Here is a 25,114-nt window from a genome sequence, read left to right as displayed (position 1 = left end):
TGCTGGCGATGCTTTTACAGCGCCAACGGCGCTCGTTCGCACAATGTGGCTAACGCCTTGGCCCACTGCGGGTCATCGTTGAGGCATGGCACCAGCACCAACTCCTCGCCCCCCGCTTCGCGGAACTGCTCTTTGCCGCGATCACCAATCTCTTCCAGCGTCTCGATGCAATCGGCAACGAACGCCGGGCACATCACCAGCACCTTCCTGACGCCCATTCCCGCCAACTCATCAAGGCGCGCTTCGGTGTAGGGTTCGATCCATTTCGCCCGACCCAACCTCGACTGAAACGACACTGACCATTTGCCGTCCGGCAAGCCCATGCGTTTGGCAAACTCGGAAGCTGTGCGCAAACATTGGGCGCGGTAGCACGTGGCCAACACTTCGGGTGAAGCATTCTGGCAGCAATTTTCGCTTTGAAAACAATGGTGGCCCGTTGGATCGATCTTGGTCAGATGCCGCTCCGGCAAACCATGGAAGCTCAGCAGCAGGTGGTCATGATCCTGTTCAAGATAGGGTTTGGCGCTGGTCACCAACGCATCGAGGTACTCAGGCTGATCGTAGAACGGCTGGAGAATCGAAAACTGCACATCCAGCTGTTTCTCGCGGACCACCCGCCTGGCTTCCTCGATCACCGTAGTCACGGTGCTGTCGGCGAACTGTGGATAAAGCGGCGCGAGCGTGATTTTCTTGTGGCCCTGAGCAGCGAGCTGCACCAGTTTCGATTCAATCGACGGCTCGCCGTAACGCATGGCCAGCTCTACCGGCCCGTGTGTCCACTGTGTGGTCATGGCCTGCTGCAAGCGACGGCTGAGCACCACCAGCGGCGAGCCCTCCTCCCACCAGATCGAGGCGTAGGCGTGGGCCGACTGCTCCGGGCGCTTGATCAGAATCAGCGACACCAGCAAACGCCGCACCGGCCAGGGCAGGTCGATCACATACGGGTCCATCAGAAATTGATTGAGGTAACGGCGTACATCCGCCACCGACGTGGAGGCAGGTGAACCCAGATTGACCAGAAGCAACGCGTGATCGGTCATGCAACGTCCTATTTCAGAGGCGGCTGGACAAGTCGTCCAACGCCGCACGCAGGTCAGTGAACTGGAAGATGAAACCCGCTTCCAGCAAGCGCGCCGGCATAGCCTTCTGGCCACCCAGCAACAGCGATGACAACTCGCCCAGGCCCACCTTCAATGCCAGGGCCGGCATGGGCATGAACGCCGGACGGTGCAGCACGCTGCCCAGCGTCTTGGCAAATTCGCGATTGCGCACCGGTTTGGGCGCGCAGGCATTATAGGGACCACTGGCGTTTTTCTGATGCAGAAGAAAATCGATCAAGGCGATTTGATCCTTGATATGGATCCACGGCATCCACTGCCGACCACTGCCCAAAGGCCCGCCCAGCCCCAGTTTGAACGGCAGCAAGAGCCGCGACAAAAAGCCGCCCTCAGCCGACAACACCAGCCCGGTCCGAACGAAGATCACGCGCATGCCCAAGGCCTCGGCACGTTGCGCGGTTTCCTCCCAGGCAATGCATAACTGACTGGCGAAATCATCAATGACCGGTGCAGACTTTTCCGTCAATTCGCGCTCGCCGCCGTCACCGTACCAGCCAATGGCAGACCCCGAGATCAACACCTGCGGTTTCTGTTCACGGCTTTCCAGCCACGCCAACATCGTTTCGGTCAGTGTGATGCGACTGCTCCAGAGCAAGGCCTTGCGCCGGGACGTCCACAAGCGGTCGGCAATCGGCGCACCCGCGAGGTTGATAATCGCGTCCACCGGCTCTTGCCCGAGGTCTTCAAACAGGGCGATACCGCGGACCTGTGCACCGCAAATTTTTGCGACTTTTCCAGGTGACCGACTCAAGACCGTCAGGCGATATCCCTGGCTCAACCAGTGTCGGCAGAGTTGACGTCCTATCAAACCAGTACCGCCGGTCAGCAATATGTGCATGACATCTTCCTCGCGTGGCGTTTTACCCTGATCACTAGTCTATTTTTATAAGCAGGGATCTTTGATATCGGGCAGGCTCTGTGTTTAACAATAGGCCAAGCTGTCAGAACGAGAACGCTAAAAGTTATACCAAAAAACAATATTGTACAGGTTTCATCCACGGCGTAGTCTGTACAGAAAGGTAAACGAGGCCCCTATGACTGTACCTATCGCAATCATCGGCACCGGCATCGCCGGACTCTCAGCCGCCCAGGCCCTGACGGAAGCCGGGCATGTCGTTCAACTTTTCGATAAAAGCCGCGGCAGTGGCGGACGCATGTCGAGCAAGCGCAGCGATGCGGGTGCCCTGGACATGGGCGCGCAATATTTCACTGCGCGCGATCGCCGCTTCGTGACTGAAGTCCAGCGCTGGCAAGCCAACGGCTGGGTCGCCGAATGGGCACCACAGCTCTACACCTACCACGGCGGCCAGCTCAACCTGTCGCCGGACGAACAGACTCGCTGGGTCGGCACACCTCGCATGAGCGCCATCACCCGCGGCCTGCTCGGTGATCTGGAAGTGCATTTCGCCTGCCGCATTACCGAGGTCTATCGCGGTGAAGAGCATTGGCATCTGCAGGACGCAGAAGGTTTCACTCATGGTCCGTTTGGCCACGTGGTGATCGCCACGCCGGCACCTCAAGCGACGGCACTGCTGGCCTCCGCACCCAAACTCGCCGGGGCCGCCGCGGGGGTAAAAATGGATCCGACGTGGGCCGTCGCACTGGCGTTCGATACGCCATTGGACACACCCATGGAGGGTTGTTTCGTGCAGGACAGCCCACTCGACTGGCTGGCGCGCAACCGCAGCAAACCGGGGCGCGACAATACGCTGGACACTTGGGTGCTGCATGCCACCAGTACCTGGAGCCGGCAACACATCGACCTGCCCAAGGAGGCGGTGATCGAGCAATTGCACGGTGCATTTGCTGAACTGCTGCATGACTCAATGCCTGCCCCGACCTTCAGCCTCGCTCATCGCTGGCTCTACGCACGCCCGGCCAGCAGTCATGAATGGGGAGTTCTGGCCGACGCCGACCTGGGCCTGTATGTGTGTGGTGACTGGTGCCTGTCCGGTCGGGTCGAAGGTGCCTGGCTCAGCGGACAGGAAGCTGCCCGCCGCCTGCATGCGCACTTGCAGTGAACCGTATCAACCCGAGCAAATTGCTGCTGTCGAAGTGGACAGCAGCCCACCCGCAAAACCGCGAAAAACACTTTCTGGTGACCGAGTTGTTCCGAGACGAGGAAGGCACGGTGCTGGATGTCGAACTGCAGGCGGTGCTGACCCGGCGCAGCGAACGGCTCGACTGGCAAACGCTGAAAAACAGCGATGCCTGGAGCCCCGGCTGGAAATAGCCCCCTGTAGGAGCCCGCTTGCGGGCGATCCAAACGCCGCGATCTCTCAGGAATACCCCGTCATCATTCATCGCCAGCAAGCCGGCTCCTACAAAGAGCTCTTCAGCGCGGCATAAAACCTATACAAACAATTTGACTTGTACACCTTTGAATCTATGATGAAGTCCATGTTGTACAGAAACTCATCTCTGTACAGGTTTGGATTCGAGGTGTCCCGATGTCCCATGCCAGCGAAAAACCAAAAATAGCGATCAGCGCCTGCCTGATGGGTGCCAAGGTGCGCTTCAATGGCGGGCACAAGGAATCGCGGCTGTGCAGCCGTACCCTCACTGAGTATTTTGATTTCGTCCCGGTGTGCCCTGAGGTCGCCATCGGCCTGGGTATTCCTCGCCAGCCCATCCGGCTGGTCGGCGACGCTGAACATCCCGAAGCCATCGGCACTGTTCATCCCGAACTGAACGTCACCCGGCCGCTGGCCGATTACGCCCGAAAGATGGCCGCCGAGCTGGACGATATCTGCGGCTACATTTTCATGCAGAAATCGCCGTCTTGCGGACTGGATCGGGTCAAGGTCTACCACGCCAACGGCGCGCCGTTAGAAGGGGGTGGCCGAGGCATTTTTGCCCAGGCGTTCTGTGCACAGCACCCGGATTTGCCAGTGGAAGAAGACGGACGGCTCAACGACCCGGTGCTGCGGGAAAATTTCCTCACCCGCGTATTCGCCTACAGCGCCTGGCAACAATTGCTGCAAGCAGGCCTGACTCGTCGCGGGTTGACGGAATTTCACTCGCGCTACAAATACCTGCTGATGGCCCACAACCCGGTGCAGTACAAAACCCTGGGCAATCTGCTGGGCAACATGGGTCAGATCGACCCGAAAGAACTCGGCCCACGCTATTTCAGCGAACTGATGGCGGCCTTGAAGAAGTGCGCCACGCGCCGCACTCACTCCAACGTTCTGCAACACATCAGTGGCTACCTCAAGCAGGTCATCAGCACTGAAGACAAACAGGAAGTGCAACACGTCATTGGCCAGTATCGCCACGGCATCGTGCCGCTGGTGGTGCCGCTGACGCTGCTCAAACATCACTTTCGCCAACACCCGGACCCGTACATTGCGCAACAGGTTTACCTGCAACCGCACCCGGAAAACCTCAGCCTGCGAAACGCGATCTGATGAAAACCCCACTCGATACCAGTGCCCGGGAAGACCTCGGCGACGACTTTAAAAAAGCCCTCGACGAAGGCTGGCTGCCGATTCGCGAAGTGGCCCGGCAGACTGGCGTCAACGCCGTCACCTTGCGCGCCTGGGAACGGCGTTACGGTTTGATCGTGCCGCAGCGCACGCCGAAAGGGCACCGGCTGTTCAGCGCCGAACACGTGCAACGGATCCTGACGATCCTCACCTGGCTCAATCGCGGCGTAGCCGTCAGCCAGGTCAAGCAACTGCTCGATACTCCGCAAGCCTTTAGCGACGCGGTCGAAAACGATTGGCAGGTGCTGTGCAACACGCTGATCCAAGCGGTCACTCAGCTCAAGGAGCGCACCCTCGACGACACCGTCAATCAGGCGATCGCGCTCTACCCGCCGCGGACCTTGTGCGAACAACTGCTGATGCCGTTGCTGGCCGAGCTTGAACAACGCTGGCAGGGCCAGTTTGGTGCGCAGATGGAGCGCGTGTTTTTCCACTCCTGGCTACGTAGCAAATTCGGCGCGCGCATCTATCATAACAACCGTCAATTGCGGACCGCTCCGCTGCTGTTGATCAATCACTCCGACCTGCCGCTGGAACCGCATCTGTGGCTCACGGCGTGGTTGATCAGCAGTGCCGATTGCCCTGTGGAAGTGTTCGACTGGCCGCTGCCGGCGGGCGAACTCGCTCTGGCAGTCGATCACCTGCAAGCCCGCGGCGTCCTGCTGTATTCCAGCAAAGCCATGAACCTTTCGCAGCTGCCGAAACTTTTGAACGGCGTCAGTTGCCCAAAAATGATTGCAGGACCAACGGTGTGCATCCACTACGCCGAGTTGTCCGTAAAAACAGCAGAAATTGCCGAATTGTTCCTGGCCGAAGATCCGTTATCGGCGCATCAGGAGCTGGTACGGCGCGGGCTTGTATAAATGAAGACGGACACCTCCATGCAACTGATCTGGCTGCGCAGCGACTTGCGTCTACATGACAACACCGCTCTCTCGGCCGCCGCTTCCCGGGGACCGAGCGTGGCGGTGTACCTGCTGAGCCCGCAGCAATGGCGCGAGCACGACGACGCGCCGTGCAAAGTGGATTTCTGGCTGCGCAACCTGAGCGAGTTGAGCCAGGCACTGGATGAACTCAACATCCCGCTGCTGATCCGCAACGCCCCCCGCTGGGACGATGCGCCGAAGGTTTTGCTCGACATCTGTCAGCAACTGAAGATCAGTGCAGTGCACGCCAACGAGGAGTACGGCATTCACGAGAGCCGTCGTGACGACGTGGTGGCCGAAGCGCTGAAGCTCAACGGCATCGACTTCCATAGCTACCTCGATCAACTGCTGTTCAAACCCGGCAGCGTCTTGACCAAAACAGGTACGTATTTCCAGGTCTTCAGCCAGTTCCGCAAGGTTTGCTATGAGCGTCTGCACCGTTCATTGCCAACGCTGGTCAGCGCGCCCATGGCTCAAGCGAAGTTGAACATCGACAGCGACCAAATACCCTCAAGCGTTGAAGGCTTCGCAACACCCGGCGCAGCCTTGCGTGCGCTGTGGCCTGCCGGCGAGACCGAAGCCCGGCGCCGCCTCGATACTTTCGCCGATGCGCAAATCGACTACTACAAAAGTGAGCGTGACTTTCCGGCCAAACCCGGCACCAGTCAGCTCTCGGCCTATCTGGCAGCCGGGGTCATTTCCCCACGCCAGTGCTTGCACGCCGCCCTGCAAAGCAATCAAGGCGAGTTCGAAAGCGGCAAAGTCGGCGCCGTCACCTGGATCAACGAATTGCTCTGGCGCGAGTTCTACAAACACATTCTGGTGGGCTACCCGCGCGTCTCTCGTCACCGCGCCTTCCGCCCGGAAACCGAAGCCCTGGCCTGGCGCGATGCACCGCAAGAACTGGCCGCCTGGCAAGAAGCGCGCACCGGTCTGCCGATCATCGACGCAGCCATGCGCCAACTGCTCGAAACCGGCTGGATGCATAACCGTTTGCGCATGGTGGTGGCGATGTTCCTGACCAAGAATCTGCTGATCGACTGGCGTGAAGGCGAACGTTTTTTCATGCGGCACCTGATCGATGGCGACCTCGCCGCGAACAACGGCGGCTGGCAGTGGAGCTCATCCACCGGCACCGACTCGGCGCCCTACTTCCGGATTTTCAATCCGATCAGCCAATCGGAAAAATTCGACAGCGAAGGCCTGTTCATCAAGCACTGGCTGCCGGAACTGGCCGGGCTGAACAAGAAAGACGTGCACAACCCGGCGAACCTCGGCGGCTTGTTCGGGGTGGCAGATTATCCGTCGCCCATCGTCAATCTGAGTACATCCCGTACACGCGCGCTGGCGGCGTTCAAAAACCTGCCGTCGCGACAGAGCGCGGGTGGTGGTTATGAGTGATTTCCTGCGGCACTTCGCCCGGCAGTTTGCCGAGCTGAACAAAGACAACCTGCAGCGACTGAATGAACTGTACGCCACCGACGTGCACTTCACCGATCCGCTGCACGAAGTTCAGGGCATCGCGCATTTGCGCAGCTATTTCAGTGAGCTCTACGCCAACGTCAGCGAGCTGCGCTTCGATTTTTACGGCTTCGACCAGATTGGCGAAGGCGAAGGTTATCTGCGTTGGGTCATGAGTTACCGCCATCCGCGTCTGGCCGGCGGCCGCTTGATTCGGGTGGACGGCTGTTCGCACCTGCTCTGGCGTGAAAAGGTGTACCGCCACCGGGATTACTTCGATGCCGGGGCACTGCTTTACGAACATGTACCCGTGTTGGGTCGGGCAATCGCCTGGCTGAAAAGGAGAATGGGATGAGTCTTACACCTCCACGACGATATTGGCTGACCGGGGCCAGCAGCGGCATTGGCGCCGCGCTGGCTGAGGAAATTCTGAAAACCGGCGCCCATCTGGCGGTAAGTGCACGCTCGCTGGCGCCGCTGAAAGTCTTGTCGCAACGCTACCCCGGGCAAGTGCTGGTGGTGGCGGGCGATCTGACCAACAGCCAGACCGTACGCGAAATCGGCGAGCAAATCGCGCATGACTGGGGCTCGCTGGATACGGTGATTCTCAATGCCGGCACCTGCGAGTACGTCGACGCCCAGCAGTTTGATTCGTCGATCGTCGAGCACGTGGTGCGCACCAATCTGCTGGCCAGCAGTTACTGCATCGAAGCGGCGCTGCCGCTGTTGCGCAAAGGCACCGCGCCGCATTTGGTGGGCGTCGCGAGTTCGGTGACTTACCTGCCGCTGCCACGGGCGGAGGCGTATGGCGCGTCGAAGGCCGGGCTGCGTTATCTGTTCGAATCGTTGCGCATTGATCTGGCGCCTGAAGGCATAGAAGTCACCGTGGTCAGCCCGGGGTTCGTCGACACACCGCTGACGGCAAAGAACGATTTCCCGATGCCACTCAGTTGGCCGGTGGGCAAAGCAGCGCGACACATCTTTGCCAAGCTGAAGCATCGGCCACTTGAAATTGCATTCCCTGCACTGTTCATGGCGGCGCTCTGGCCACTGTCGAAAATGCCCAACCGGGTCAAGCTCGCCATCGGCAAACGCATGGTGCGCAGCAGTCCGCCAATCAAGGACATCCCGTGAACATCGCCATCATCGGCAGCGGTATCTCGGGGCTGACCAGCGCCTACCTGCTGAATCGCAACCACGAGATCACCCTGTTCGAGGCCGGCGACCGGGTCGGCGGTCATACCCACACGGTGGACGTGGAGGTCAATGGCCAGCGCTATGCCGTGGACACCGGCTTCATCGTGTTCAACGACTGGACGTACCCGAACTTCATTCGCCTGCTGGGTAAGATCGGCGTGGGCTTCAAAGCGACCGAGATGAGCTTCTCTGTCACCGATCCGGACAGCGGCCTGGAGTACAACGGCAACAACCTCAACAGCCTGTTCGCCCAGCGCCGAAATCTGCTGTCGCCGGGGTTCTGGGGCATGCTGCGCGACATTGTGCGCTTCAACAAACGCACTCAGCTGGACCTGTCCGAAGGCCGGATCGCGCAGGACACCACGCTCAACGAATACCTCAAGGCCGGCGGATACGGCGAGCGGTTCATCCTGCATTACATCGTGCCGATGGGTGCGGCGATCTGGTCGATGCCGATGGCCGAGATGCTGAATTTTCCGCTGCAATTCTTTGTGCGGTTTTTCAAGAATCACGGTTTGCTGTCGATCAACAATCGCCCGCAATGGCAAGTAATCGAGGGTGGTTCGAGTGCTTACATCGCCCCGTTGACCGCGACGTTCAAAAAAAGGATCCGCCTCAACTGTCCCGTGATGCGGGTCGAGCGCGATGCCGATGGCGTGGTTATCCACAGCAGCGCCGGCAGCGAACGCTTCGACAAAGTCGTGTTCGCCTGCCACAGCGATCAGGCGCTGAAACTGCTGGCCAAACCGAGCGAAGCCGAACAGTCGATCCTCGGCGCCCTGCCCTACGCGGACAACGAAGTGGTGCTGCACACCGACACGCGCCTGCTGCCTTCGCGCAAACTTGCCTGGGCCAGTTGGAATTATCGCCTCGGTGGGGCCGGCCATACGTTGGCCGCGGTCACCTACGACATGAACATCCTGCAAGGCATCCAGAGCGATGCCACGTTCTGCGTCAGCCTCAACCAAAGCGCCGGCATCACTCCGTCTCTGGTGCTCGGCCGATTTACCTATGCCCATCCGCAATACAGCCTGACGGCCGTGGCGGCGCAGGCTCGCTGGGAAGAATTGAACGGCGCCCAACACAGCTTTTATTGCGGTGCCTATTGGGCCAACGGTTTCCATGAAGATGGTGTGGTCAGCGCGTTGCGTGTGGCCCGCTCGTTCGGGGAAGTGCTGTGAACAGTGCCCTTTATAGCGGCTGGATCGCTCATCGGCGGTTTGCTCCGAAGCACCATGAATTCCGTTACCGGATCGGCCTGCTGTACCTTGATCTCGAAGAACAGGACGCCGTTCTCGGCTTATCGCCACTGTCGGGCAATGGCCGTTTTTCACCGTTTTCGTTTCGCGAAAGCGACTACCTCAAAGCCTTCACCGGTAACGGCACGCGCCTGATCGATGCGGTGCGCGAACAGGTTCGCCAGGCCATCGGTCATGCGCCACAAGGTTCGATCTGCCTGCTGACCCAGCCTCGCAGCTGGGGCCTGGCGTTCAACCCGGTGAGCTTTTTCTATTGTTACGAAGCCGACGGCCAACTGGCGGCGATTCTTGCCGAAGTCACCAACACCCCTTGGCGCGAACGTTTTCACTACGTGTTGCCGGCCAGGACGCCGCAAGACCTGCGCGACTTTCATCAGCATTTCGCCGTGGCCAAGGCCTTCCATGTGTCGCCGTTTCTGCCTCGGGATCTCGAACACCGCATGAGCTTCAGCCCGGTCGCCAATAAAATCGGCGTGCACATGGCCGACTGGCAAGGCGAACTGAAGCTGTTCGACGCCACGCTCAACCTGAAACGCGAAGCCCTGAGTCGCGCCAGCCTGCACCGTTACTTGTGGCGTTTTCCGTGGATGACCGCGAAAACCGGTTTGGCCATTTATTGGCAAGCCCTGCGCCTGCTGCTCAAACGCGCACCGATATTTGCTCATCAAGCTGCCGATGGCAGCTTTCAAACCGCCACCGTTCCACCCAAGGATCGCCGCCATGAAATCCACTAGCGTTTCAGCCAAAGGCTCCCTGTTCAGCACCAACAGCCTGACCGGGACAGTGCTGCGTCGCGGTGTGCTGCGGCAATTGGCGCAGCTGAAGCACGGGCAACTGGTGGTCGTCGAAGACGGCGAACGGCATGTATTCGGCACCGTTGGCAGCCATTTACTGGGGGAGATTCACGTCCTCGACGCCGCGACGTGGGGATTGGTGGCCAGCAACGGTTCAATCGGCGCGGGAGAGGCATTTATCCATGGTTATTGGAGTTCGCCGGACCTGACGGCGGTGGTTCGCGTGTTCGTCAGCAACCTTGAAGTGCTGGACGCGCTGGAAGGTGGCCTGGCGAAACTCGGCCGCCCCTTCGTTCACGGCCTGCACTGGCTCAACCGCAACACACGCAAAGGCTCACAGAAAAACATCGCCGCGCACTACGACCTGGGCAATGACCTGTTCGAGCAGTTTCTCGACCCGACCATGATGTATTCGGCTGCACAATTTCTGAGTCCCGAGGACAGCCTGGAGCAGGCGCAGTTGAACAAACTGGAGCGGATCTGCCAGAAGCTCGACCTCAAACCCAGCGATCACCTCCTGGAAATCGGCACGGGCTGGGGCAGCATGGCGCTGTACGCGGCGCAGAATTATGGCTGCAAAGTCACCACCACCACGCTGTCCAAAGAGCAACACGCCTTTACCGCACAACGGATCGAAGCGCTCGGACTGCAGGAGCAGGTCACCTTGCTGCTCAAGGATTACCGCGATCTCACCGGGCAGTACGACAAGTTGGTGTCGATCGAAATGATCGAAGCCGTGGGCCATCGTTTTCTGCCGACCTACTTCAAGCAATGTGCGCACCTGCTCAAGAGCAATGGCTTGATGCTATTGCAGGCGATCACCATCCGCGAGCAGCGCTACGAGCAAGCCAAGGGCAGCGTCGATTTCATTCAGCGCTACATCTTCCCCGGCGGCGCCCTGCCCTGCGTGCAGAAAATGCTCGAGATCGTCAGCCGCGACACCGACATGAACTTGCTGCACATGGAGGATTTCGGCCTGCATTACGCGCGAACCTTGCGTCTGTGGCATGAGAACTTTCGTCGCGCCCAAGGCCGCTTGAGCGAACTGGGTTACGACGATTACTTCCTGCGGCTGTGGGAGTTTTACCTGTGCTACTGCGAAGGTGGCTTCCTGGAGCGCACCATCGGCACTGCGCAGCTATTGCTGGCCAAACCTTCGGCGATCACCGCGCCGCTGCTTGGTCGTTTCGATGCTTGAACGCCTGGCCAACGCCGCGTTGTTTCAGCTCGGCTGGCTTGCCTGCGTAATCGGCGGCAACAGTTTGTGGTTACTGGTGGCGCTGGGCGCCTTGGTGATTCATCTGCTGTGGATAAGTCGCTGGGCTGAGGAGGGTCGGCTGATTCTCAGCGTTGTGCTGCTGGGCACGACCGTTGACAGTTCATTGCGCTGGCTGGGGGTGTTCGAGTTCAACGAGGTCGCGCCGCTGATTCCTCTGTGGCTGATGCTGTTGTGGGCACTGCTGGCAACAACCTTGCGTCATTGCCTGCAATGGACCGCAAAACCCTGGTGGGTGGGCAGCTTGCTCGGCGCCGTGGGTGGACCGTTATCGTATTACGCGGGAGGGCAACTGGCCGGGGTGCAATTCCCTTACGGCCCATTACCGACGCTGATCGGCATCGGATTACTCTGGGCGCTGCTGTTTCCCGCGCTGCATTTCATGGCCCGGCGGCTGGCGGCGTCCGACACTCACGGCTAAGCGTCCGTCAGGCCTTTTACACAGCGCCGACCGACTGACTTACACTGCGCGCCATGAAAACCATTCCCCACACGCAAATCGCCGAGCCTGCGGTCACGTGCTCGACCTGCGCGGCCTGCTGCTGCCAGCTCGAAGTGATGCTGATCACCGACACGGGCGTGCCTGAACGCTTTATCGATACCGATGACTGGGGTGGGGAAGTCATGCTGCGCCTGGACGACGGCTGGTGCGCCGCACTGGATCGCAACAGCATGATGTGCACGATCTACGAGAAACGCCCGCTGATCTGCCGGGAATTCGAGATGGGCGCACCAGAGTGCATCGATGAGCGCCAGGGGATTACCACGGCGTATCGGTGAAACTCTGCCAACTGAAGATCTGATGTGGGAGCGGGCTTGCTCGCGAAAGCGGTTTAACATTCAACAATGATGTTGACTGACCGTCCGCTTTCGCGAGCAAGCCCGCTCCCACATTTGTTTTACAGCGTTCTCAGAGCGGCATCGTGTAGTGCAGCGCGTAGCTTTCTACACCGTTGTTCGGGCTACTGAGCCCGGCGTTGGAGTAATGCGTCGCACGAATCCCGACTTCATGCCCGCCCGCAAAACGCAGGCCAAAGCCGAACCGGTCTTCGAACTGGAAGGCACTGCCAAGTTGATTGTTTTCAACTTCGGTATTGGCGAACAACGCCACGCCCACCCCGAGCTCTAAATAAGGTTTGACGTTCTGACCGGCAAACTCATAAACAAACACCGGCGAGAACGACAGGCTGTGGTTGCTGGAGGCTTCGTCGCCGTCCCAGTAGGTGTAGGCGCCACTCCAGTAACCGGTCAGGCGACCGACATCACTCTGCAGCCAGCTCTTGTCCCAATCGAATTGCATGCCCAGTCGATAGGTCATGGTCGATTCGCTGGTCTGGCCGACCCCGAACTCCACGCCTGCCGCTTGTGCGGTGAAACTATGCCCCATCAGTGCGGCCGCAATCGCGGCCAAGCAGAATAGTCGCTTCATTAGAAACATCCTTTTCCGAACGATTTCGTAAGGTTTTTTTTGTTGCTCACCGCTATAGAAGTCGACGCTTAATCAGAAGTTCACCCAATTATTCGTTCTCCCCAGGGTTTTGTTTATCCCTTGAAGCTTTGCACAACGCCAGCGGTATTCCACAGGATCGGCAAGATATTTGCGAAATGTTCCGGATCGGCACTGGTCCAGAATTGCGCGGCGCGCGCTGGCCCTTCAGCGAGCAACTCGCGCTCGGCCAACAAACGTTGAAGTTGACGTGCCACCGCGGCCCCTGTGTCGATCAGGCTGATGTCCTCTGGGATCATCTGCTTAAGCAACGGCTTAAGGAAGGGATAATGCGTGCAGCCAAGGATTATCGTGTCGCAGCCTGCCGCGAGCAGCGGCCCGACATACCGGGCAAGCAATTCACGCAGGGCGGGACTGTGCAGATCGCCGTTTTCAATCAACTCCACCAGCCCCGGGCACGGCTGAGTGATTACCCGTACATCCGTGGCGAAGCGGTCGAGTAACGCGGCGAACTTGGCACTCTGCAAGGTGCCGGTGGTGGCGAGCACACCGACCACACCGCTGCGGGTGGCGGCTGCAGCCGGCTTGACCGCAGGCTCCATGCCAACGATGGGCCACTCGGGATAATCGCGCCGCAAATCGGCAACACCGGCCACCGTTGCCGTGTTGCAGGCCAGCACCAGGGCCTTGGCGCCCTGCTGCTGAAAAAAATCAGCCATCACGCTGCAACGCTGCTGGATGAATTCCGGCGTCTTCTCGCCGTAGGGAATATTTCCACAATCGGCGACGTACAGCAGCGTTTCGTTGGGCAGCAATCGCTGGATCTCGGCCAGCACCGAGAGCCCACCGACGCCGGAGTCGAACACGCCAATCGGCGCTTCACGCATGTTTGGGCCCACAGACGCTGCAGCCCGGATCACGCTTGACCCGCAATTCACGGAAGCGCGAGCCCAAGGCATCAATCAACAACAAGCGCCCCACCAGCGGTTCGCCGAAACCCACCAACAGCTTCATCGCTTCCAGTGCCTGGAGGCTACCGACCAACCCAACCAACGGACCGACGACGCCAGCTTCACTGCACGTCAGTTCGGCTTCGCTGCCGTGCCCATATAAACAGTGGTAGCAAGGACTTTCCGGGCGACGCGGGTCGAACACCGACAATTGCCCTTCGAGGCGAATGGCTGCACCGCTGACCAACGGTTTGCCCGCGGCCACGCACGCGGCGTTGACCGCTTCACGGGTGGAAAAATTGTCGGAGCAATCCAGCACCAGGTCCACGGCGGCAACCGCTGCCGCCAAAGAATCTTCATCCAGCGCAGTGCGATGGGCGACTAACGTGATCTCGGGGTTGATTGCACTCAGGCGACGGATCGCCGAGTCGACCTTGGTCAGGCCAACGCTGTCGGTGTCGTGAACGATCTGGCGTTGCAGGTTGGTCAGGTCAACGGTGTCGAAGTCCGCCAGATGCAGCTCACCGACGCCAGCCGCGGCGAGGTAAAGCGCAACCGGTGAACCGAGACCGCCAAGACCGACGATCAATACGCGGCTTTCTTTCAGTCGCAACTGCCCGTCGATGTCGACGTGCTGCAACAGAATCTGCCGACTGTAGCGCAACAATTCCTGATCATTCAGCACGGCAGGCGCCCCAGGCTGATCCGTTGGTGGCCGCCCAGATCGGTGCGGCTGTGGACTGCTTCAAAGCCGCGGGTTTGTAGCAGATCGCGCACGGCTTCGGCTTGATCATAACCGTGTTCGAGCATCAACCAGCCACCCGCGTCCAGGTAATCCGGCGCCTGGTCGACGATCAGGCGCAAGTCGTCGAGCCCGTCGATACCGGCTACCAGAGCGCTCTCCGGTTCGAAACGCACATCGCCTTCCACCAGATGCGGATCGGTCGATGCAATATAAGGTGGATTACTGATGATCAGCTGAAAACGCTGACCTTCCAGCGCGCTGAACCAATGACTGCTCAGCACGGTGGCATTGTTAAGGTGCAGGCGCTGACGATTGCGCTCGGCCAGGGCCACGGCTTCAAGCACGCGATCCACGGCAGTGACGCTCCACGCCGGACGTTCACTGGCCAGGGCCAGGGCGATGGCGCCGCTGCCGGTGCCTAGATCGAGGACCTTGGCGGGCGTGGCGGGCAACAATTCCAGCGCGGCCTCCACCAGCAATTCGGTGTCCGGGCGCGGGATCAGCGTGTGCGGCGCGACTTCCAGGTCAAGTTTCCAGAAACCTTGCTGGCCGAGAATGTACGCCACCGGCTCGCCGCCACGACGGCGTTGCAGGTATTCGGCAAATTTCAGCGCGGCATCGCTCGGAACGATGCGCTCCGGCCAGGTGTGCAGAAAACTGCGGGACTTGCCCAATGCCGCGGCCAGCAACAATTCAGCATCCAGACGCGCCGTCGGCGAGTCGGGCAGATCAGCGGCGCGCAACAGACTGGCAATGATCGTCATTCGATGGCCGCCAGTTGGTCAGCCTGATATTCGGCCAGCAACGGTTCGATCACCGCATCGACACCGCCCGCGAGGATTTCGTCGAGGGAGTACAGCGTCAGGTTGACCCGGTGATCGGTAACCCGGCCCTGGGCAAAGTTGTAGGTACGGATCCGCTCCGAGCGATCTCCCGAACCCACCAGCAATTTACGCTCGCTGGCGATGGCATTCGCCGCAGCGCTGGTCTGCTGATCGTTGAGTTTTGCCGACAGCCAGGACATCGCCCGGGCGCGGTTCTTGTGCTGGGAACGTTCTTCCTGGCATTCGACGACGATACCGGACGGCAAGTGCGTGATGCGGATCGCCGAGTCGGTCTTGTTGACGTGCTGGCCGCCGGCGCCGGAGGAACGATAGGTGTCGACCCGCAAATCCGCCGGGTTGATCTCGATCGCTTCCTGTTCGTCCGGCTCGGGCAACACTGCCACGGTGCAGGCGGATGTGTGGATGCGCCCCTGGGATTCAGTGGCCGGAACCCGTTGCACGCGGTGCACGCCGGATTCGAATTTCAGCTTACCGTAGACGTTGTCGCCTTCAACCCGAGCGATGACTTCTTTATAGCCGCCATGCTCGCCGATGTTCTCCGAGAGAATTTCCACCCGCCAGCCACGCCGCTCGGCGTAACGCGAATACATGCGGAACAGGTCGCCGGAGAAAATCGCCGCCTCGTCGCCGCCGGTGCCGGCACGGATTTCGAGGAACACGTTGCGCCCGTCGTTCGGGTCCTTGGGGAGCAAAAGCCGTTGCAGGCTGGCTTCGATCTCGATCAGTTGCTCTTTGGCTTCGCGAACTTCTTCCACGGCCATTTCGCGCATGTCCGGGTCGCTGTCCTTGAGCAGGGCCTGGGCGCCTTCGAGGTCGCTTTGCACCTTGAGCAACTGTTTATAGGTGTCGACGATCGGCTCGACTTCCGCGTACTCCTTGGAATAGGCGCGGAATTTGGTCTGATCGGAAATGACTTCGCCATCGCCAAGCAAGGCGGTCAATTCCTCGAAACGGTCCTGGAGGATGTCCAGCTTATTGAGCAGTGACGCTTTCATTGCGGTTTTTTATCCGAAAAGCTATCCGATGAGCCCTCACCGAGGGCAAAGAGTTCCTGGGCCATGGCCAGTGCGTCGAGGCGACCTTCGGCAGAGAGCTTTTTCAACTGCACGCTCGGTGCGTGCAAGAGTTTGTTGGTCAAGCCACGCGCCAGTTGCACCAGCACGTCTTCGGCGCTGCTGCCGTTGGCCAGCATCCGCTGGGCCTTCTGCAATTCTTCGTCGCGCATGCGCTCGCTTTGTTGGCGATAGGCCTTGAGCACATCCACCGCCGCCAGTTCGCGCAGGCGGATCATGAAGTCTTCGGCGCCTACCGAAACCATCTCTTCCGCCGCTTGCGCAGCGCCCTGACGGCTCTTGAGGTTTTCGGCGACCACTTCGTGGAGATCGTCGACGCTATACAGGTAAACGTCATCCAACTCGCCGACTTCAGGCTCGATATCGCGTGGTACGGCGATGTCCACCATGAAGATCGGCTTGTGCTTGCGCAGCTTCAAGGCACTTTCCACAGCGCCCTTGCCGAGAATCGGCAACTGGCTGGCGGTGGAACTGATGACGATGTCGCTGCGCACCAGTTCAGCCGGGATGTCCGAAAGCAAGACAGCATGTGCGCCAAACTGCTCGGCCAGAATGCTCGCGCGTTCCAGGGTGCGGTTGGCGACGACAATGCGTTTCACACCCAGCTCATGCAGATGGCGGGCGACCAGAGTGATGGTCTCGCCGGCGCCGATCAGCAAGGCCTGGCTGCGTTGCAGGTCACTGAAAATCTGTTTCGCCAGGCTGACCGCAGCAAATGCCACGGACACCGGGTTTTCACCGATGGCAGTGTCGGTGCGCACTTGCTTGGCCGCATTGAACGTCGCCTGGAACAGACGCCCGAGCAGCGGACCGATGGTGCCAGCCTCACGGGCCACGGCGTAGCACGATTTCATCTGGCCGAGAATCTGCGGTTCGCCCAACACCAGCGAATCGAGCCCGGAGGCGACCCGCATCATGTGACGAACTGCCGCATCATCTTCGTGCACATAAGCGCTCGCGCGCAGTTCGTCGAGGCTCAAATGGTGATAATCGGCCAGCCAGCGCAGCACGATGTCAGCCGAAAGGTGATCCTGTTCTATATACAGTTCACTGCGATTGCAGGTGGAGAGGATCGCAGCTTCGCGGCTGTCGGTGAGTCGGCAGAGCTGCTGCAAAGCCTCCACCAGCTGCTCAGGGGTAAAGGCCACGCGCTCGCGGACGTCTACTGAAGCAGTCTTGTGGTTAATACCGAGTGCAAGGAAGGCCATTCAAGGTCGCTGATGGTGACGTGAAGCCGGCAATTGTCCTACTTCGTCTGATTCAGAACAACCACTCGATATCTATAGCTCTGGTAGATGACGCCCGAGCCTGCGAGCGGTTCTCGTTTACACCCGTTATGAGACGCACACCGCCCTTGCAGGAGCCGGCTTGCTGGCGATGGCCTTGCAGGCACCACGTCCGTTCCAGAATAAATGCGTCATCGTTCACGACCAGCGCCAGCAAGCCGGCTCCTACAATTGAGGTTCGGCGGTTATGTTTGGTCGAAGGCTTGTGTCATGATGATCCGACCGCAGGTTAGTCGTCCTCTTCCTATATGAATAGATCTTCCGCGTTGCTCCTCGCTTTTGTCTTCCTCAGCGGCTGCCAGGTCATGGCACCCGTTTCACCGGACGGTACGCCGCCGGCCGAAGACAGCACCCCGGCCCCTGAAAAGCCCAAGGTTTACAGCTCATTCAGTGAAGAAACCATCTTCAGTCTGTTGAGCGCCGAACTGGCTGGCCAACGCAATCGTTTCGACATTGCGCTGGACAACTACGTGACCCAGGCCATCAATACCCAGGATCCGGGCATCTCCGAGCGGGCGTTCCGCATCGCCGAGTACCTGGGCGCCGATCAGGCCGCCCTGGACACCGCGCTGATCTGGGCGAAAAACGCCCCGGACGACCTCGAGGCGCAACGGGCCGCAGCCGTACAGCTGGCTCGCGCCGGGCGCTATGACGACTCCATGGTCTATATGGAGAAAGTCCTGCAAGGCAAGGGCGACACGCATTTCGACTTCCTCGCCCTGTCCGCGGCCGATACCGACCAGGAAACCCGCAACGGCCTGATGAAAAGTTTTGACCGTTTGCTGCAGCGCCATCCGCAAAACAGCCAGCTGCTTTTCGGCAAGGCCTTGTTGATGCAACAGGACGGCGACAGCAAAGGTGCACTGGCCTTGCTGGAAGACAACCCGCCGGACGAAGGTGAAATCGCCCCGATTCTGCTGCGCGCACGCCTGCTGCAGACCCTCGATCGCGGCGATGAAGCCTTGCCGCTGTTGCAAAAAAGCATCAAGAAGTACCCGGACGACAAACGCCTGCGCCTGACTTACGCACGCATGCTGGTCGAACAGGACCGCATGGACGACGCCAAAGCCGAGTTCTCGAGCCTGGTTCAGCAATACCCGGAAGACGACGAACTGCGATATTCCCTGGCGCTGGTGTGCCTGGAGGCCAAGGCCTGGGACGAAGCCAAGGGCTACCTCGAAGACCTGATTGCCCGGGAAAGCCATGTCGACTCGGCGCACTTGAACCTCGGTCGCATCGCTGAAGAGCGCAACGATCCCCAGGGTGCATTGATCGAATATGCCCAGGTCGGCCCGGGCAACGATTACCTGCCGGCGCAGTTGCGTCAGGCCGATATCCTGATGAACAACGGCAAGACCGCCGAAGCGCAAAGCCGTCTGGCAAGCGAGCGCGATGAGCAGCCCGACTATGCGATTCAGTTGTATCTGATCGAAGCCGAAACACTGTCCGCCAACAAACAGCCGGACAAGGCCTGGAATGTTCTGCACAAAGCCTTGCAGCAATACCCGGACGACCTGAATCTGCTGTACACCCGCGCCATGCAGGCGGAAAAACGCAATGACCTGGCGCAGATGGAAAAAGACCTGCGCCTGATCATCAAGCGCGACCCGGACAACGCGATGGCGCTCAACGCCCTCGGCTACACCCTGTCCGACCGCACGACGCGTTACGCGGAAGCCAAGGCCCTTATCGAACAGGCGCATCAGATCACCCCGGAAGACCCGGCGGTACTCGACAGCCTCGGCTGGGTGAATTTCCGCCTGGGCAATCTCGATGAAGCCGAGCGGTATCTGCGCCAGGCACTGGATCGCTTCCCGGATCAGGAAGTCGCGGCTCACCTGGGTGAAGTCCTATGGGCCAACGGCAAGCAACGGGAAGCCAAGCAGATCTGGGGCAAATTCCTCAAGGCACAACCCGACAGCCCAATCCTGCGCGGCACCATCAAGCGCCTGACCGGATCAGAGACTCTTTAACATCATGTTCTTGCGCCACTTCATCGTTTTCAGTTTTATCGCCTTGCTCGCCGGTTGCGCGGGCTTCGGTGCCCGCGAATCGGTTCAGGGCCAGGGCGACGCCGGTCTATGGCGCGTTCACAAAGAACAACTGACCAGCCTCGATGGCTGGCAGATCAACGGCAAGATCGGCATCCGTGCGCCAAAAGACTCGGGCAGCGGCACGCTGTTCTGGCTGCAGCGCCAGTCGTATTACGATATTCGCCTGTCGGGCCCTCTGGGTCGCGGCGCCGCACGCCTGACCGGACACCCCGGAAATGTTTCGCTGGAAGTCGCCAACCAGGGGCGCTATGAAGCGCCGACGCCGGAAGTGCTGCTTGAAGAACAGCTCGGCTGGAAGCTGCCGGTGTCGCACCTGGCCTGGTGGGTCCGCGGGCTCCCGGCGCCGGACAGCAAAAGCCGCCTGACACTGGATGCCGACAGCCGCCTGGCCAACCTGGATCAGGATGGCTGGCAGGTCGAATACCTGAGTTATGCCGAGCAAAACGGCTTCTGGCTGCCCGAGCGGATCAAACTGCATGGCACCGACCTTGACGTCACGCTGGTGATCAAGGAATGGCAACCTCGCAAACTGGGGCAATGACATGACGGCCCCACGCTTGACGCTGCCCTCTCCTGCCAAACTCAATCTGATGCTGCACATCCTCGGCCGCCGCGACGACGGTTACCACGAGTTGCAGACGATTTTTCAGTTTCTCGACTACGGCGATGAAATCACCTTCGCTGTGCGCGACGACGGTGTGATCCGACTGCACACTGAATTCGATGGTGTTCCCCACGACAGCAATCTGATTGTTCGAGCCGCGAAAAAACTTCAGGAGCAATCCGGTTGTTCGCTCGGTATCGACATCTGGATCGAAAAAATTCTGCCCATGGGCGGTGGCATCGGTGGCGGCAGTTCAAATGCCGCGACGACTTTGCTTGGCCTCAATCATCTCTGGCAACTGGACTGGAACGAGGATCAGCTGGCCGCACTGGGCCTGACGCTGGGCGCCGACGTCCCGGTTTTCGTGCGCGGACACGCCGCTTTTGCCGAGGGCGTGGGGGAGAAACTCACCCCTGTAGACCCCGAAGAACCGTGGTATCTCGTGCTTGTGCCGCAAGTATCTGTAAGTACAGCAGAAATTTTTTCAGATCCACTGTTGACACGTAACTCTCCTCCCATTAAAGTGCGCCCCGTTCCCAAGGGAAACAGTCGAAATGACTGCTTACCGGTGGTAGCAAGGCGTTATCCAGATGTACGTAACGCATTGAATTTGTTAGGTAAATTTACCGAAGCAAAACTCACCGGAACTGGAAGTTGTGTGTTTGGGGGCTTCCCAAGCAAAGCTGAAGCTGATAAAGTCTCGGCCCTTCTTACAGAGACCCTTACAGGGTTTGTAGCAAAAGGAAGCAACGTTTCGATGTTGCATCGCAAGCTGCAAAGTCTGCTCTAAAGGAACCGAGTACTGGGTACTCGTTGCAACAGATACAGGGGCGTCGCCAAGCGGTAAGGCAGCAGGTTTTGATCCTGCCATGCGTTGGTTCGAATCCAGCCGCCCCTGCCATTTTCCTATACTCATCCAGGTTACCCTCAGCCTCTAGGTACTGCGCGTGTCCAAGATGATGGTCTTTACGGGGAACGCTAACCCCGATCTGGCTCGGCGTGTTGTACGTCAGCTGCATATCCCTCTCGGTGACATCTCTGTCGGTAAGTTTTCCGACGGCGAAATTACAGCCGAGATCAATGAAAACGTCCGCGGTAAAGACGTCTTCATTATTCAGCCGACTTGCGCTCCGACCAACGATAACCTGATGGAACTGGTAGTGATGGCTGATGCCTTCCGCCGCTCCTCGGCTACTCGTATCACTGCTGTTATTCCTTACTTTGGTTATGCCCGTCAGGATCGCCGTCCGCGTTCCGCACGTGTGGCTATCAGCGCGAAAGTCGTTGCTGACATGCTTACCGTAGTCGGCATCGACCGTGTTCTCACGGTTGATCTGCATGCTGACCAGATCCAGGGTTTCTTCGATATTCCGGTAGATAACATCTACGGCTCCCCAGTATTGGTGGATGACATTGAAGATCAGCGCTTCGAAAACCTGATGATCGTGTCCCCGGACATTGGTGGCGTCGTGCGTGCACGTGCTGTTGCCAAATCCCTGGGCGTGGACCTCGGGATCATCGACAAACGCCGTGAGAAAGCCAATCACTCTGAAGTGATGCATATCATCGGTGATGTCGAAGGGCGTACCTGTATTCTGGTCGATGACATGGTCGATACCGCCGGCACTCTGTGCCACGCGGCAAAGGCTTTGAAAGAGCATGGCGCTGCCAAGGTTTTCGCCTACTGCACGCACCCTGTGCTGTCGGGTCGGGCGATCGAAAACATTGAAAATTCCGTGCTGGACGAGCTGGTGGTGACCAACACCATCCCGCTGTCCGCTGCAGCACAAGCCTGTGCGCGTATCCGTCAACTGGATATCGCACCGGTTGTTGCCGAAGCGGTCCGCCGCATCAGCAATGAAGAATCGATCAGCGCGATGTTCCGTTAAGGGCCCTGCCCTTCTCGAACATCTCGTTGACGAAAAGCGCCCCGCCCCGGCATTCCTGTCGGGGCGGGGCTTTTTTGCCCATATCGCCTTTAGCGCTGGTCGCAAACGCTGGGGCGAATGTGGTTATTTTGGAGATACAACATGAACGAATTTACTCTGAATGCTGAAGTGCGTTCCGACCTGGGGAAAGGTGCGAGCCGCCGCCTGCGTCGTCTCGCAAGCCTGGTACCAGCTGTAGTTTACGGTGGCGAAAAAGCCCCTGAATCCATCAGCATGCTGGCCAAAGAAGTTGCCAAACTGCTCGAAAACGAAGCGGCTTACAGCCACATCATCGAGCTGAACGTTGGCGGCACCAAGCAAAACGTAATCATCAAGGCTCTGCAGCGTCACCCGGCCAAAGGCCACGTGATGCACGCTGACTTCGTACGCGTTGTAGCCGGCCAGAAACTGACCGCTATCGTGCCTGTACACTTTGTTGGTGAAGAAGCTCCGATCAAGAAAGGCGGCGAAGTTTCGCACGTTGTTTCGGAAATCGAAGTGACCTGCCTGCCGAAAGACCTGCCTGAATTCATCGAAGTCGACCTGGCTAACGCCGAAATCGGCTCGATCATTCACCTGTCCGACCTCAAAGCCCCTAAAGGCGTTGAGTTTGTTGCTCTGGCACACGGCGATGACAAGGCTGTTGCCAACGTCCACGCTCCACGTGTTGCTCCAGAAGCTACTGAAGAAGGCGCAGCAGAGTAATTTACTCTGTGATGCCGGAGTGACCCGGTAACATCGCGGACTGGAACGTAGCGAGAAAGCGGGCGAGAACGCGGAGTTTACATAATGGTAAATGAGCACTTGTCGTCCACTTTCGCCGCACACCCGGATTGCGACGATGTTATCCACCACTCCAAAAGGAAGGGCCCCTATCGTGACTGCCATCAAACTGATCGTTGGCCTGGGAAATCCAGGCGCTGAATACGAACAGACCCGGCATAACGCAGGGGCCCTTTTTGTTGAGCGCATCGCGAACGCACAAGGCGTGAACCTTGTGGCGGATCGCAAATATTTCGGCCTGACCGGACGCTATTCGCATCAGGGTCAGGATGTTCGCCTGCTGATACCCACCACGTACATGAACCGTAGCGGCCAGGCCGTAGCGGCACTTGCCGGCTTCTTTCGCATCAAGCCGGAAGAGATACTCGTGGCGCACGACGAACTCGACCTGCCTCCGGGCGTTGCCAAACTCAAACAGGGCGGCGGCCATGGCGGTCACAACGGATTGCGCGACATCATCGCGCAACTGGGTAATCAGAATACCTTCTACCGCTTGCGGCTTGGCATTGGCCACCCGGGCGTAGCCAGTATGGTTTCAAATTTCGTCCTGGGTCGTGCGCCACGCGCCGAACAGGAAAAACTCGATGCCAGCATCGACTTTGCCCTCGGCGTGCTGCCGGATATCCTCGCCGGGGAATGGAACCGCGCGATGAAAAACCTGCACAGCCAGAAGGCCTGACTCTACTCCTCGGGGAAAACACCATGGGATTCAATTGCGGCATCGTCGGCCTGCCTAACGTCGGCAAGTCCACCCTGTTCAACGCCCTGACCAAATCCGGGATCGCGGCCGAGAACTTCCCCTTCTGCACCATCGAACCGAACACCGGTATCGTGCCGATGCCGGATCCACGACTGGAAGCCCTGGCGGCCATCGTCAATCCAAAGCGCATCCTGCCGACCACCATGGAATTCGTCGACATCGCGGGCCTCGTTGCCGGCGCTTCGAAAGGTGAAGGCCTGGGTAACAAGTTCCTCGCCAACATCCGTGAGACCGATGCCATCGCTCACGTGGTCCGCTGCTTCGAAGACGAGAACGTGATTCACGTCTCCAACAGCGTCGACCCGAAACGCGACATCGAAATCATCGACCTGGAACTGATCTTCGCCGACCTCGACAGCTGCGAGAAGCAACTGCAGAAAGTCGCCCGTAACGCCAAGGGTGGTGACAAGGACGCCGTTGTCCAGAAGGGCCTTCTGGAGCAATTGATCGCTCACTTCACCCTCGGCAAGCCAGCGCGCACCCTGATGAAGAACATGGCGGCCGACGACAAGGCGGTGATCCGTGGCTTCCACCTGCTGACCACCAAGCCGGTCATGTACATCGCCAACGTTGCTGAAGACGGCTTCGAGAACAACCCGCTGCTGGACATCGTCAAAGCCATCGCCGAAGAAGAAGGCGCCATGGTGGTTCCTGTCTGCAACAAGATCGAAGCCGAAATCGCCGAGCTGGAAGACGGCGAAGAAAAAGACATGTTCCTCGAAGCCCTTGGCCTCGAAGAGCCTGGCCTGAACCGCGTGATCCGCGCCGGCTACGAAATGCTGCACCTGCAGACCTACTTCACCGCCGGTGTCGAAGAAGTCCGCGCATGGACCGTCCGCGTCGGTGCCACCGCACCGCAAGCCGCTGGCGTGATCCACACCGACTTCGAAAAAGGCTTCATCCGCGCCGAAGTCATCGCCTACGACGACTTCATCCAGTACAAGGGCGAAGCCGGTGCCAAAGAAGCCGGTAAATGGCGCCTGGAAGGCAAGGACTACATCGTTAAAGACGGCGACGTGATGCACTTCCGTTTCAACGTCTAGTTTTCAGGAAGCAGCAGCCACACAAGAAAAAGCCGCGTTTGATACGCGGCTTTTTTGTGCCTGAAATTTCGTTCATC

27 protein-coding genes and 1 tRNA gene are annotated in these 25,114 nt (G+C 59.2%); 20 read left to right on the top strand and 8 right to left on the bottom strand.

The window, feature by feature from the left end:
• Window positions 1–14: 14 nt before the first annotated feature.
• Both hemH and FBY04_RS20185 read right to left on the bottom strand, forming a co-directional pair.
• The gene (gene hemH, locus FBY04_RS20190; RefSeq protein ID WP_145316524.1) at window positions 15–1,040 is read right to left on the bottom strand and encodes a ferrochelatase; all 1,026 of its coding nucleotides are present in this window, start codon (window positions 1,038–1,040) and stop codon (window positions 15–17) included.
• 13 nt (window positions 1,041–1,053) lie between these two features.
• On the bottom strand, window positions 1,054–1,956 hold the full coding sequence (locus tag FBY04_RS20185; RefSeq protein ID WP_145316522.1) for a TIGR01777 family oxidoreductase: 903 nt from the start codon (window positions 1,954–1,956) through the stop codon (window positions 1,054–1,056).
• Between the two features lie 196 nt (window positions 1,957–2,152).
• On the opposite strand from FBY04_RS20185, the gene FBY04_RS20180 reads away from it, so the two are divergent.
• The 12 genes from FBY04_RS20180 to FBY04_RS20125 all read left to right on the top strand — a co-directional run bounded on the left by FBY04_RS20180 (window position 2,153) and on the right by FBY04_RS20125 (window position 12,299).
• Complete coding sequence (locus FBY04_RS20180) at window positions 2,153–3,139, top strand: NAD(P)/FAD-dependent oxidoreductase (protein WP_145316520.1); 987 nt, start codon at window positions 2,153–2,155, stop codon at window positions 3,137–3,139.
• Window positions 3,136–3,351: a TIGR02450 family Trp-rich protein gene (locus tag FBY04_RS20175; protein ID WP_084320428.1), complete on the top strand. Its 216-nt coding sequence runs from the start codon at window positions 3,136–3,138 to the stop codon at window positions 3,349–3,351. The genes FBY04_RS20180 and FBY04_RS20175 overlap by 4 nt, the downstream gene beginning before the upstream one ends.
• A gap of 217 nt (window positions 3,352–3,568) precedes the next feature.
• Window positions 3,569–4,528, top strand: a complete 960-nt coding sequence (locus tag FBY04_RS20170) for a DUF523 and DUF1722 domain-containing protein (protein ID WP_145316518.1) — start codon at window positions 3,569–3,571, stop codon at window positions 4,526–4,528.
• Window positions 4,528–5,469, top strand: coding sequence for a MerR family transcriptional regulator (locus FBY04_RS20165; RefSeq protein WP_145316516.1), 942 nt, complete (start codon window positions 4,528–4,530; stop codon window positions 5,467–5,469). Before FBY04_RS20170 ends, FBY04_RS20165 begins: the two co-directional genes overlap by 1 nt.
• An 18-nt stretch (window positions 5,470–5,487) precedes the next feature.
• Window positions 5,488–6,933, top strand: a complete 1,446-nt coding sequence (gene phrB / locus FBY04_RS20160) for a deoxyribodipyrimidine photo-lyase (protein WP_178118299.1) — start codon at window positions 5,488–5,490, stop codon at window positions 6,931–6,933.
• Window positions 6,926–7,348, top strand: coding sequence for a nuclear transport factor 2 family protein (locus FBY04_RS20155; RefSeq protein WP_145316512.1), 423 nt, complete (start codon window positions 6,926–6,928; stop codon window positions 7,346–7,348). The genes phrB and FBY04_RS20155 overlap by 8 nt, the downstream gene beginning before the upstream one ends.
• A complete protein-coding gene (locus FBY04_RS20150; RefSeq protein WP_084320423.1) occupies window positions 7,345–8,127 on the top strand; it encodes an SDR family oxidoreductase in 783 nt (260 codons plus the stop codon). The genes FBY04_RS20155 and FBY04_RS20150 overlap by 4 nt, the downstream gene beginning before the upstream one ends.
• Complete coding sequence (locus FBY04_RS20145; RefSeq protein ID WP_145316510.1) at window positions 8,124–9,371, top strand: NAD(P)/FAD-dependent oxidoreductase; 1,248 nt, start codon at window positions 8,124–8,126, stop codon at window positions 9,369–9,371. The genes FBY04_RS20150 and FBY04_RS20145 overlap by 4 nt, the downstream gene beginning before the upstream one ends.
• Window positions 9,368–10,183, top strand: coding sequence for a DUF1365 domain-containing protein (locus FBY04_RS20140; RefSeq protein WP_084320421.1), 816 nt, complete (start codon window positions 9,368–9,370; stop codon window positions 10,181–10,183). Before FBY04_RS20145 ends, FBY04_RS20140 begins: the two co-directional genes overlap by 4 nt.
• Window positions 10,170–11,441, top strand: coding sequence for a cyclopropane-fatty-acyl-phospholipid synthase family protein (locus FBY04_RS20135; protein WP_145316508.1), 1,272 nt, complete (start codon window positions 10,170–10,172; stop codon window positions 11,439–11,441). The genes FBY04_RS20140 and FBY04_RS20135 overlap by 14 nt, the downstream gene beginning before the upstream one ends.
• Entirely contained in the window at window positions 11,434–11,940 is a 507-nt protein-coding gene (locus tag FBY04_RS20130; protein ID WP_084320419.1) for a DUF2878 domain-containing protein, read from the top strand. The genes FBY04_RS20135 and FBY04_RS20130 overlap by 8 nt, the downstream gene beginning before the upstream one ends.
• Before the next feature lie 53 nt (window positions 11,941–11,993).
• On the top strand, window positions 11,994–12,299 hold the full coding sequence (locus FBY04_RS20125) for a YkgJ family cysteine cluster protein (RefSeq protein WP_084320418.1): 306 nt from the start codon (window positions 11,994–11,996) through the stop codon (window positions 12,297–12,299).
• A gap of 130 nt (window positions 12,300–12,429) precedes the next feature.
• Here FBY04_RS20125 and FBY04_RS20120 read toward each other — a convergent pair whose 3' ends face one another.
• The 6 genes from FBY04_RS20120 to hemA form a co-directional block, all read right to left on the bottom strand.
• Entirely contained in the window at window positions 12,430–12,948 is a 519-nt protein-coding gene (locus FBY04_RS20120) for an acyloxyacyl hydrolase (protein ID WP_145316506.1), read from the bottom strand.
• 113 nt (window positions 12,949–13,061) lie between these two features.
• Window positions 13,062–13,853, bottom strand: a complete 792-nt coding sequence (murI, locus tag FBY04_RS20115; RefSeq protein WP_145316504.1) for a glutamate racemase — start codon at window positions 13,851–13,853, stop codon at window positions 13,062–13,064.
• On the bottom strand, window positions 13,846–14,601 hold the full coding sequence (locus tag FBY04_RS20110) for a molybdopterin-synthase adenylyltransferase MoeB (protein WP_084320415.1): 756 nt from the start codon (window positions 14,599–14,601) through the stop codon (window positions 13,846–13,848). The genes murI and FBY04_RS20110 overlap by 8 nt, the downstream gene beginning before the upstream one ends.
• On the bottom strand, window positions 14,595–15,425 hold the full coding sequence (gene prmC, locus FBY04_RS20105; protein WP_145316502.1) for a peptide chain release factor N(5)-glutamine methyltransferase: 831 nt from the start codon (window positions 15,423–15,425) through the stop codon (window positions 14,595–14,597). The genes FBY04_RS20110 and prmC overlap by 7 nt, the downstream gene beginning before the upstream one ends.
• Complete coding sequence (prfA, locus tag FBY04_RS20100; protein WP_017340754.1) at window positions 15,422–16,501, bottom strand: peptide chain release factor 1; 1,080 nt, start codon at window positions 16,499–16,501, stop codon at window positions 15,422–15,424. Before prfA ends, prmC begins: the two co-directional genes overlap by 4 nt.
• Window positions 16,498–17,787 carry a glutamyl-tRNA reductase gene (gene hemA, locus FBY04_RS20095; protein ID WP_084320413.1) on the bottom strand — a complete coding sequence of 430 codons (1,290 nt, stop codon included), beginning with the start codon at window positions 17,785–17,787 and terminating at the stop codon, window positions 16,498–16,500. The genes prfA and hemA overlap by 4 nt, the downstream gene beginning before the upstream one ends.
• Window positions 17,788–18,113: 326 nt before the next feature.
• Here hemA and FBY04_RS20090 point away from each other — a divergent pair, with 326 nt between their 5' ends.
• The 8 genes from FBY04_RS20090 to ychF all read left to right on the top strand — a co-directional run bounded on the left by FBY04_RS20090 (window position 18,114) and on the right by ychF (window position 25,037).
• Window positions 18,114–19,838 carry a tetratricopeptide repeat protein gene (locus FBY04_RS20090; RefSeq protein WP_145316501.1) on the top strand — a complete coding sequence of 575 codons (1,725 nt, stop codon included), beginning with the start codon at window positions 18,114–18,116 and terminating at the stop codon, window positions 19,836–19,838.
• A gap of 4 nt (window positions 19,839–19,842) precedes the next feature.
• Window positions 19,843–20,460, top strand: a complete 618-nt coding sequence (lolB, locus tag FBY04_RS20085) for a lipoprotein insertase outer membrane protein LolB (RefSeq protein WP_084320410.1) — start codon at window positions 19,843–19,845, stop codon at window positions 20,458–20,460.
• A 1-nt stretch (window position 20,461) separates the two neighbouring features.
• Window positions 20,462–21,313 (top strand): 4-(cytidine 5'-diphospho)-2-C-methyl-D-erythritol kinase, encoded by an 852-nt coding sequence (ispE, locus tag FBY04_RS20080; RefSeq protein ID WP_145316499.1) that lies wholly within the window; start codon window positions 20,462–20,464, stop codon window positions 21,311–21,313.
• A 36-nt stretch (window positions 21,314–21,349) separates the two neighbouring features.
• Window positions 21,350–21,424 (top strand) — tRNA-Gln (locus FBY04_RS20075).
• A gap of 46 nt (window positions 21,425–21,470) precedes the next feature.
• Window positions 21,471–22,412, top strand: coding sequence for a ribose-phosphate pyrophosphokinase (locus FBY04_RS20070; RefSeq protein WP_003171603.1), 942 nt, complete (start codon window positions 21,471–21,473; stop codon window positions 22,410–22,412).
• 141 nt (window positions 22,413–22,553) lie between these two features.
• Entirely contained in the window at window positions 22,554–23,156 is a 603-nt protein-coding gene (locus tag FBY04_RS20065) for a 50S ribosomal protein L25/general stress protein Ctc (RefSeq protein WP_084320407.1), read from the top strand.
• Window positions 23,157–23,328: 172 nt separating this feature from the next.
• Window positions 23,329–23,913 carry an aminoacyl-tRNA hydrolase gene (pth, locus tag FBY04_RS20060; protein WP_008037207.1) on the top strand — a complete coding sequence of 195 codons (585 nt, stop codon included), beginning with the start codon at window positions 23,329–23,331 and terminating at the stop codon, window positions 23,911–23,913.
• Window positions 23,914–23,936: 23 nt separating this feature from the next.
• Window positions 23,937–25,037 (top strand): redox-regulated ATPase YchF, encoded by a 1,101-nt coding sequence (gene ychF / locus FBY04_RS20055; RefSeq protein ID WP_017340760.1) that lies wholly within the window; start codon window positions 23,937–23,939, stop codon window positions 25,035–25,037.
• Window positions 25,038–25,114 lie beyond the last annotated feature (77 nt).

This window comes from Pseudomonas sp. SJZ080, from assembly GCF_007828295.1.
Lineage (GTDB): Bacteria > Pseudomonadota > Gammaproteobacteria > Pseudomonadales > Pseudomonadaceae > Aquipseudomonas > Aquipseudomonas migulae_A.
The sequence above is the reverse complement of the archived record's forward strand: the minus strand, read 5'-3'. Positions and strand labels throughout refer to the sequence as shown.

Bases quoted from the DNA above. Each gene is read 5' to 3' on its own strand.
- hemH (WP_145316524.1), bottom strand. From the start codon at position 1,040: ATGACCGATCACGCGTTGCTTCTGGTCAATCTGGGTTCACCTGCCTCC.
- FBY04_RS20185 (WP_145316522.1), bottom strand. From the start codon at position 1,956: ATGCACATATTGCTGACCGGCGGTACTGGTTTGATAGGACGTCAACTC.
- FBY04_RS20180 (WP_145316520.1), top strand. From the start codon at position 2,153: ATGACTGTACCTATCGCAATCATCGGCACCGGCATCGCCGGACTCTCA.
- FBY04_RS20170 (WP_145316518.1), top strand. From the start codon at position 3,569: ATGTCCCATGCCAGCGAAAAACCAAAAATAGCGATCAGCGCCTGCCTG.
- FBY04_RS20165 (WP_145316516.1), top strand. From the start codon at position 4,528: ATGAAAACCCCACTCGATACCAGTGCCCGGGAAGACCTCGGCGACGAC.
- phrB (WP_178118299.1), top strand. From the start codon at position 5,488: ATGCAACTGATCTGGCTGCGCAGCGACTTGCGTCTACATGACAACACC.
- FBY04_RS20155 (WP_145316512.1), top strand. From the start codon at position 6,926: ATGAGTGATTTCCTGCGGCACTTCGCCCGGCAGTTTGCCGAGCTGAAC.
- FBY04_RS20150 (WP_084320423.1), top strand. From the start codon at position 7,345: ATGAGTCTTACACCTCCACGACGATATTGGCTGACCGGGGCCAGCAGC.
- FBY04_RS20135 (WP_145316508.1), top strand. From the start codon at position 10,170: ATGAAATCCACTAGCGTTTCAGCCAAAGGCTCCCTGTTCAGCACCAAC.
- FBY04_RS20130 (WP_084320419.1), top strand. From the start codon at position 11,434: ATGCTTGAACGCCTGGCCAACGCCGCGTTGTTTCAGCTCGGCTGGCTT.
- FBY04_RS20125 (WP_084320418.1), top strand. From the start codon at position 11,994: ATGAAAACCATTCCCCACACGCAAATCGCCGAGCCTGCGGTCACGTGC.
- FBY04_RS20120 (WP_145316506.1), bottom strand. From the start codon at position 12,948: ATGAAGCGACTATTCTGCTTGGCCGCGATTGCGGCCGCACTGATGGGG.
- murI (WP_145316504.1), bottom strand. From the start codon at position 13,853: ATGCGTGAAGCGCCGATTGGCGTGTTCGACTCCGGCGTCGGTGGGCTC.
- prmC (WP_145316502.1), bottom strand. From the start codon at position 15,425: ATGACGATCATTGCCAGTCTGTTGCGCGCCGCTGATCTGCCCGACTCG.
- prfA (WP_017340754.1), bottom strand. From the start codon at position 16,501: ATGAAAGCGTCACTGCTCAATAAGCTGGACATCCTCCAGGACCGTTTC.
- hemA (WP_084320413.1), bottom strand. From the start codon at position 17,787: ATGGCCTTCCTTGCACTCGGTATTAACCACAAGACTGCTTCAGTAGAC.
- FBY04_RS20090 (WP_145316501.1), top strand. From the start codon at position 18,114: ATGAATAGATCTTCCGCGTTGCTCCTCGCTTTTGTCTTCCTCAGCGGC.
- lolB (WP_084320410.1), top strand. From the start codon at position 19,843: ATGTTCTTGCGCCACTTCATCGTTTTCAGTTTTATCGCCTTGCTCGCC.
- ispE (WP_145316499.1), top strand. From the start codon at position 20,462: ATGACGGCCCCACGCTTGACGCTGCCCTCTCCTGCCAAACTCAATCTG.
- FBY04_RS20065 (WP_084320407.1), top strand. From the start codon at position 22,554: ATGAACGAATTTACTCTGAATGCTGAAGTGCGTTCCGACCTGGGGAAA.
- ychF (WP_017340760.1), top strand. From the start codon at position 23,937: ATGGGATTCAATTGCGGCATCGTCGGCCTGCCTAACGTCGGCAAGTCC.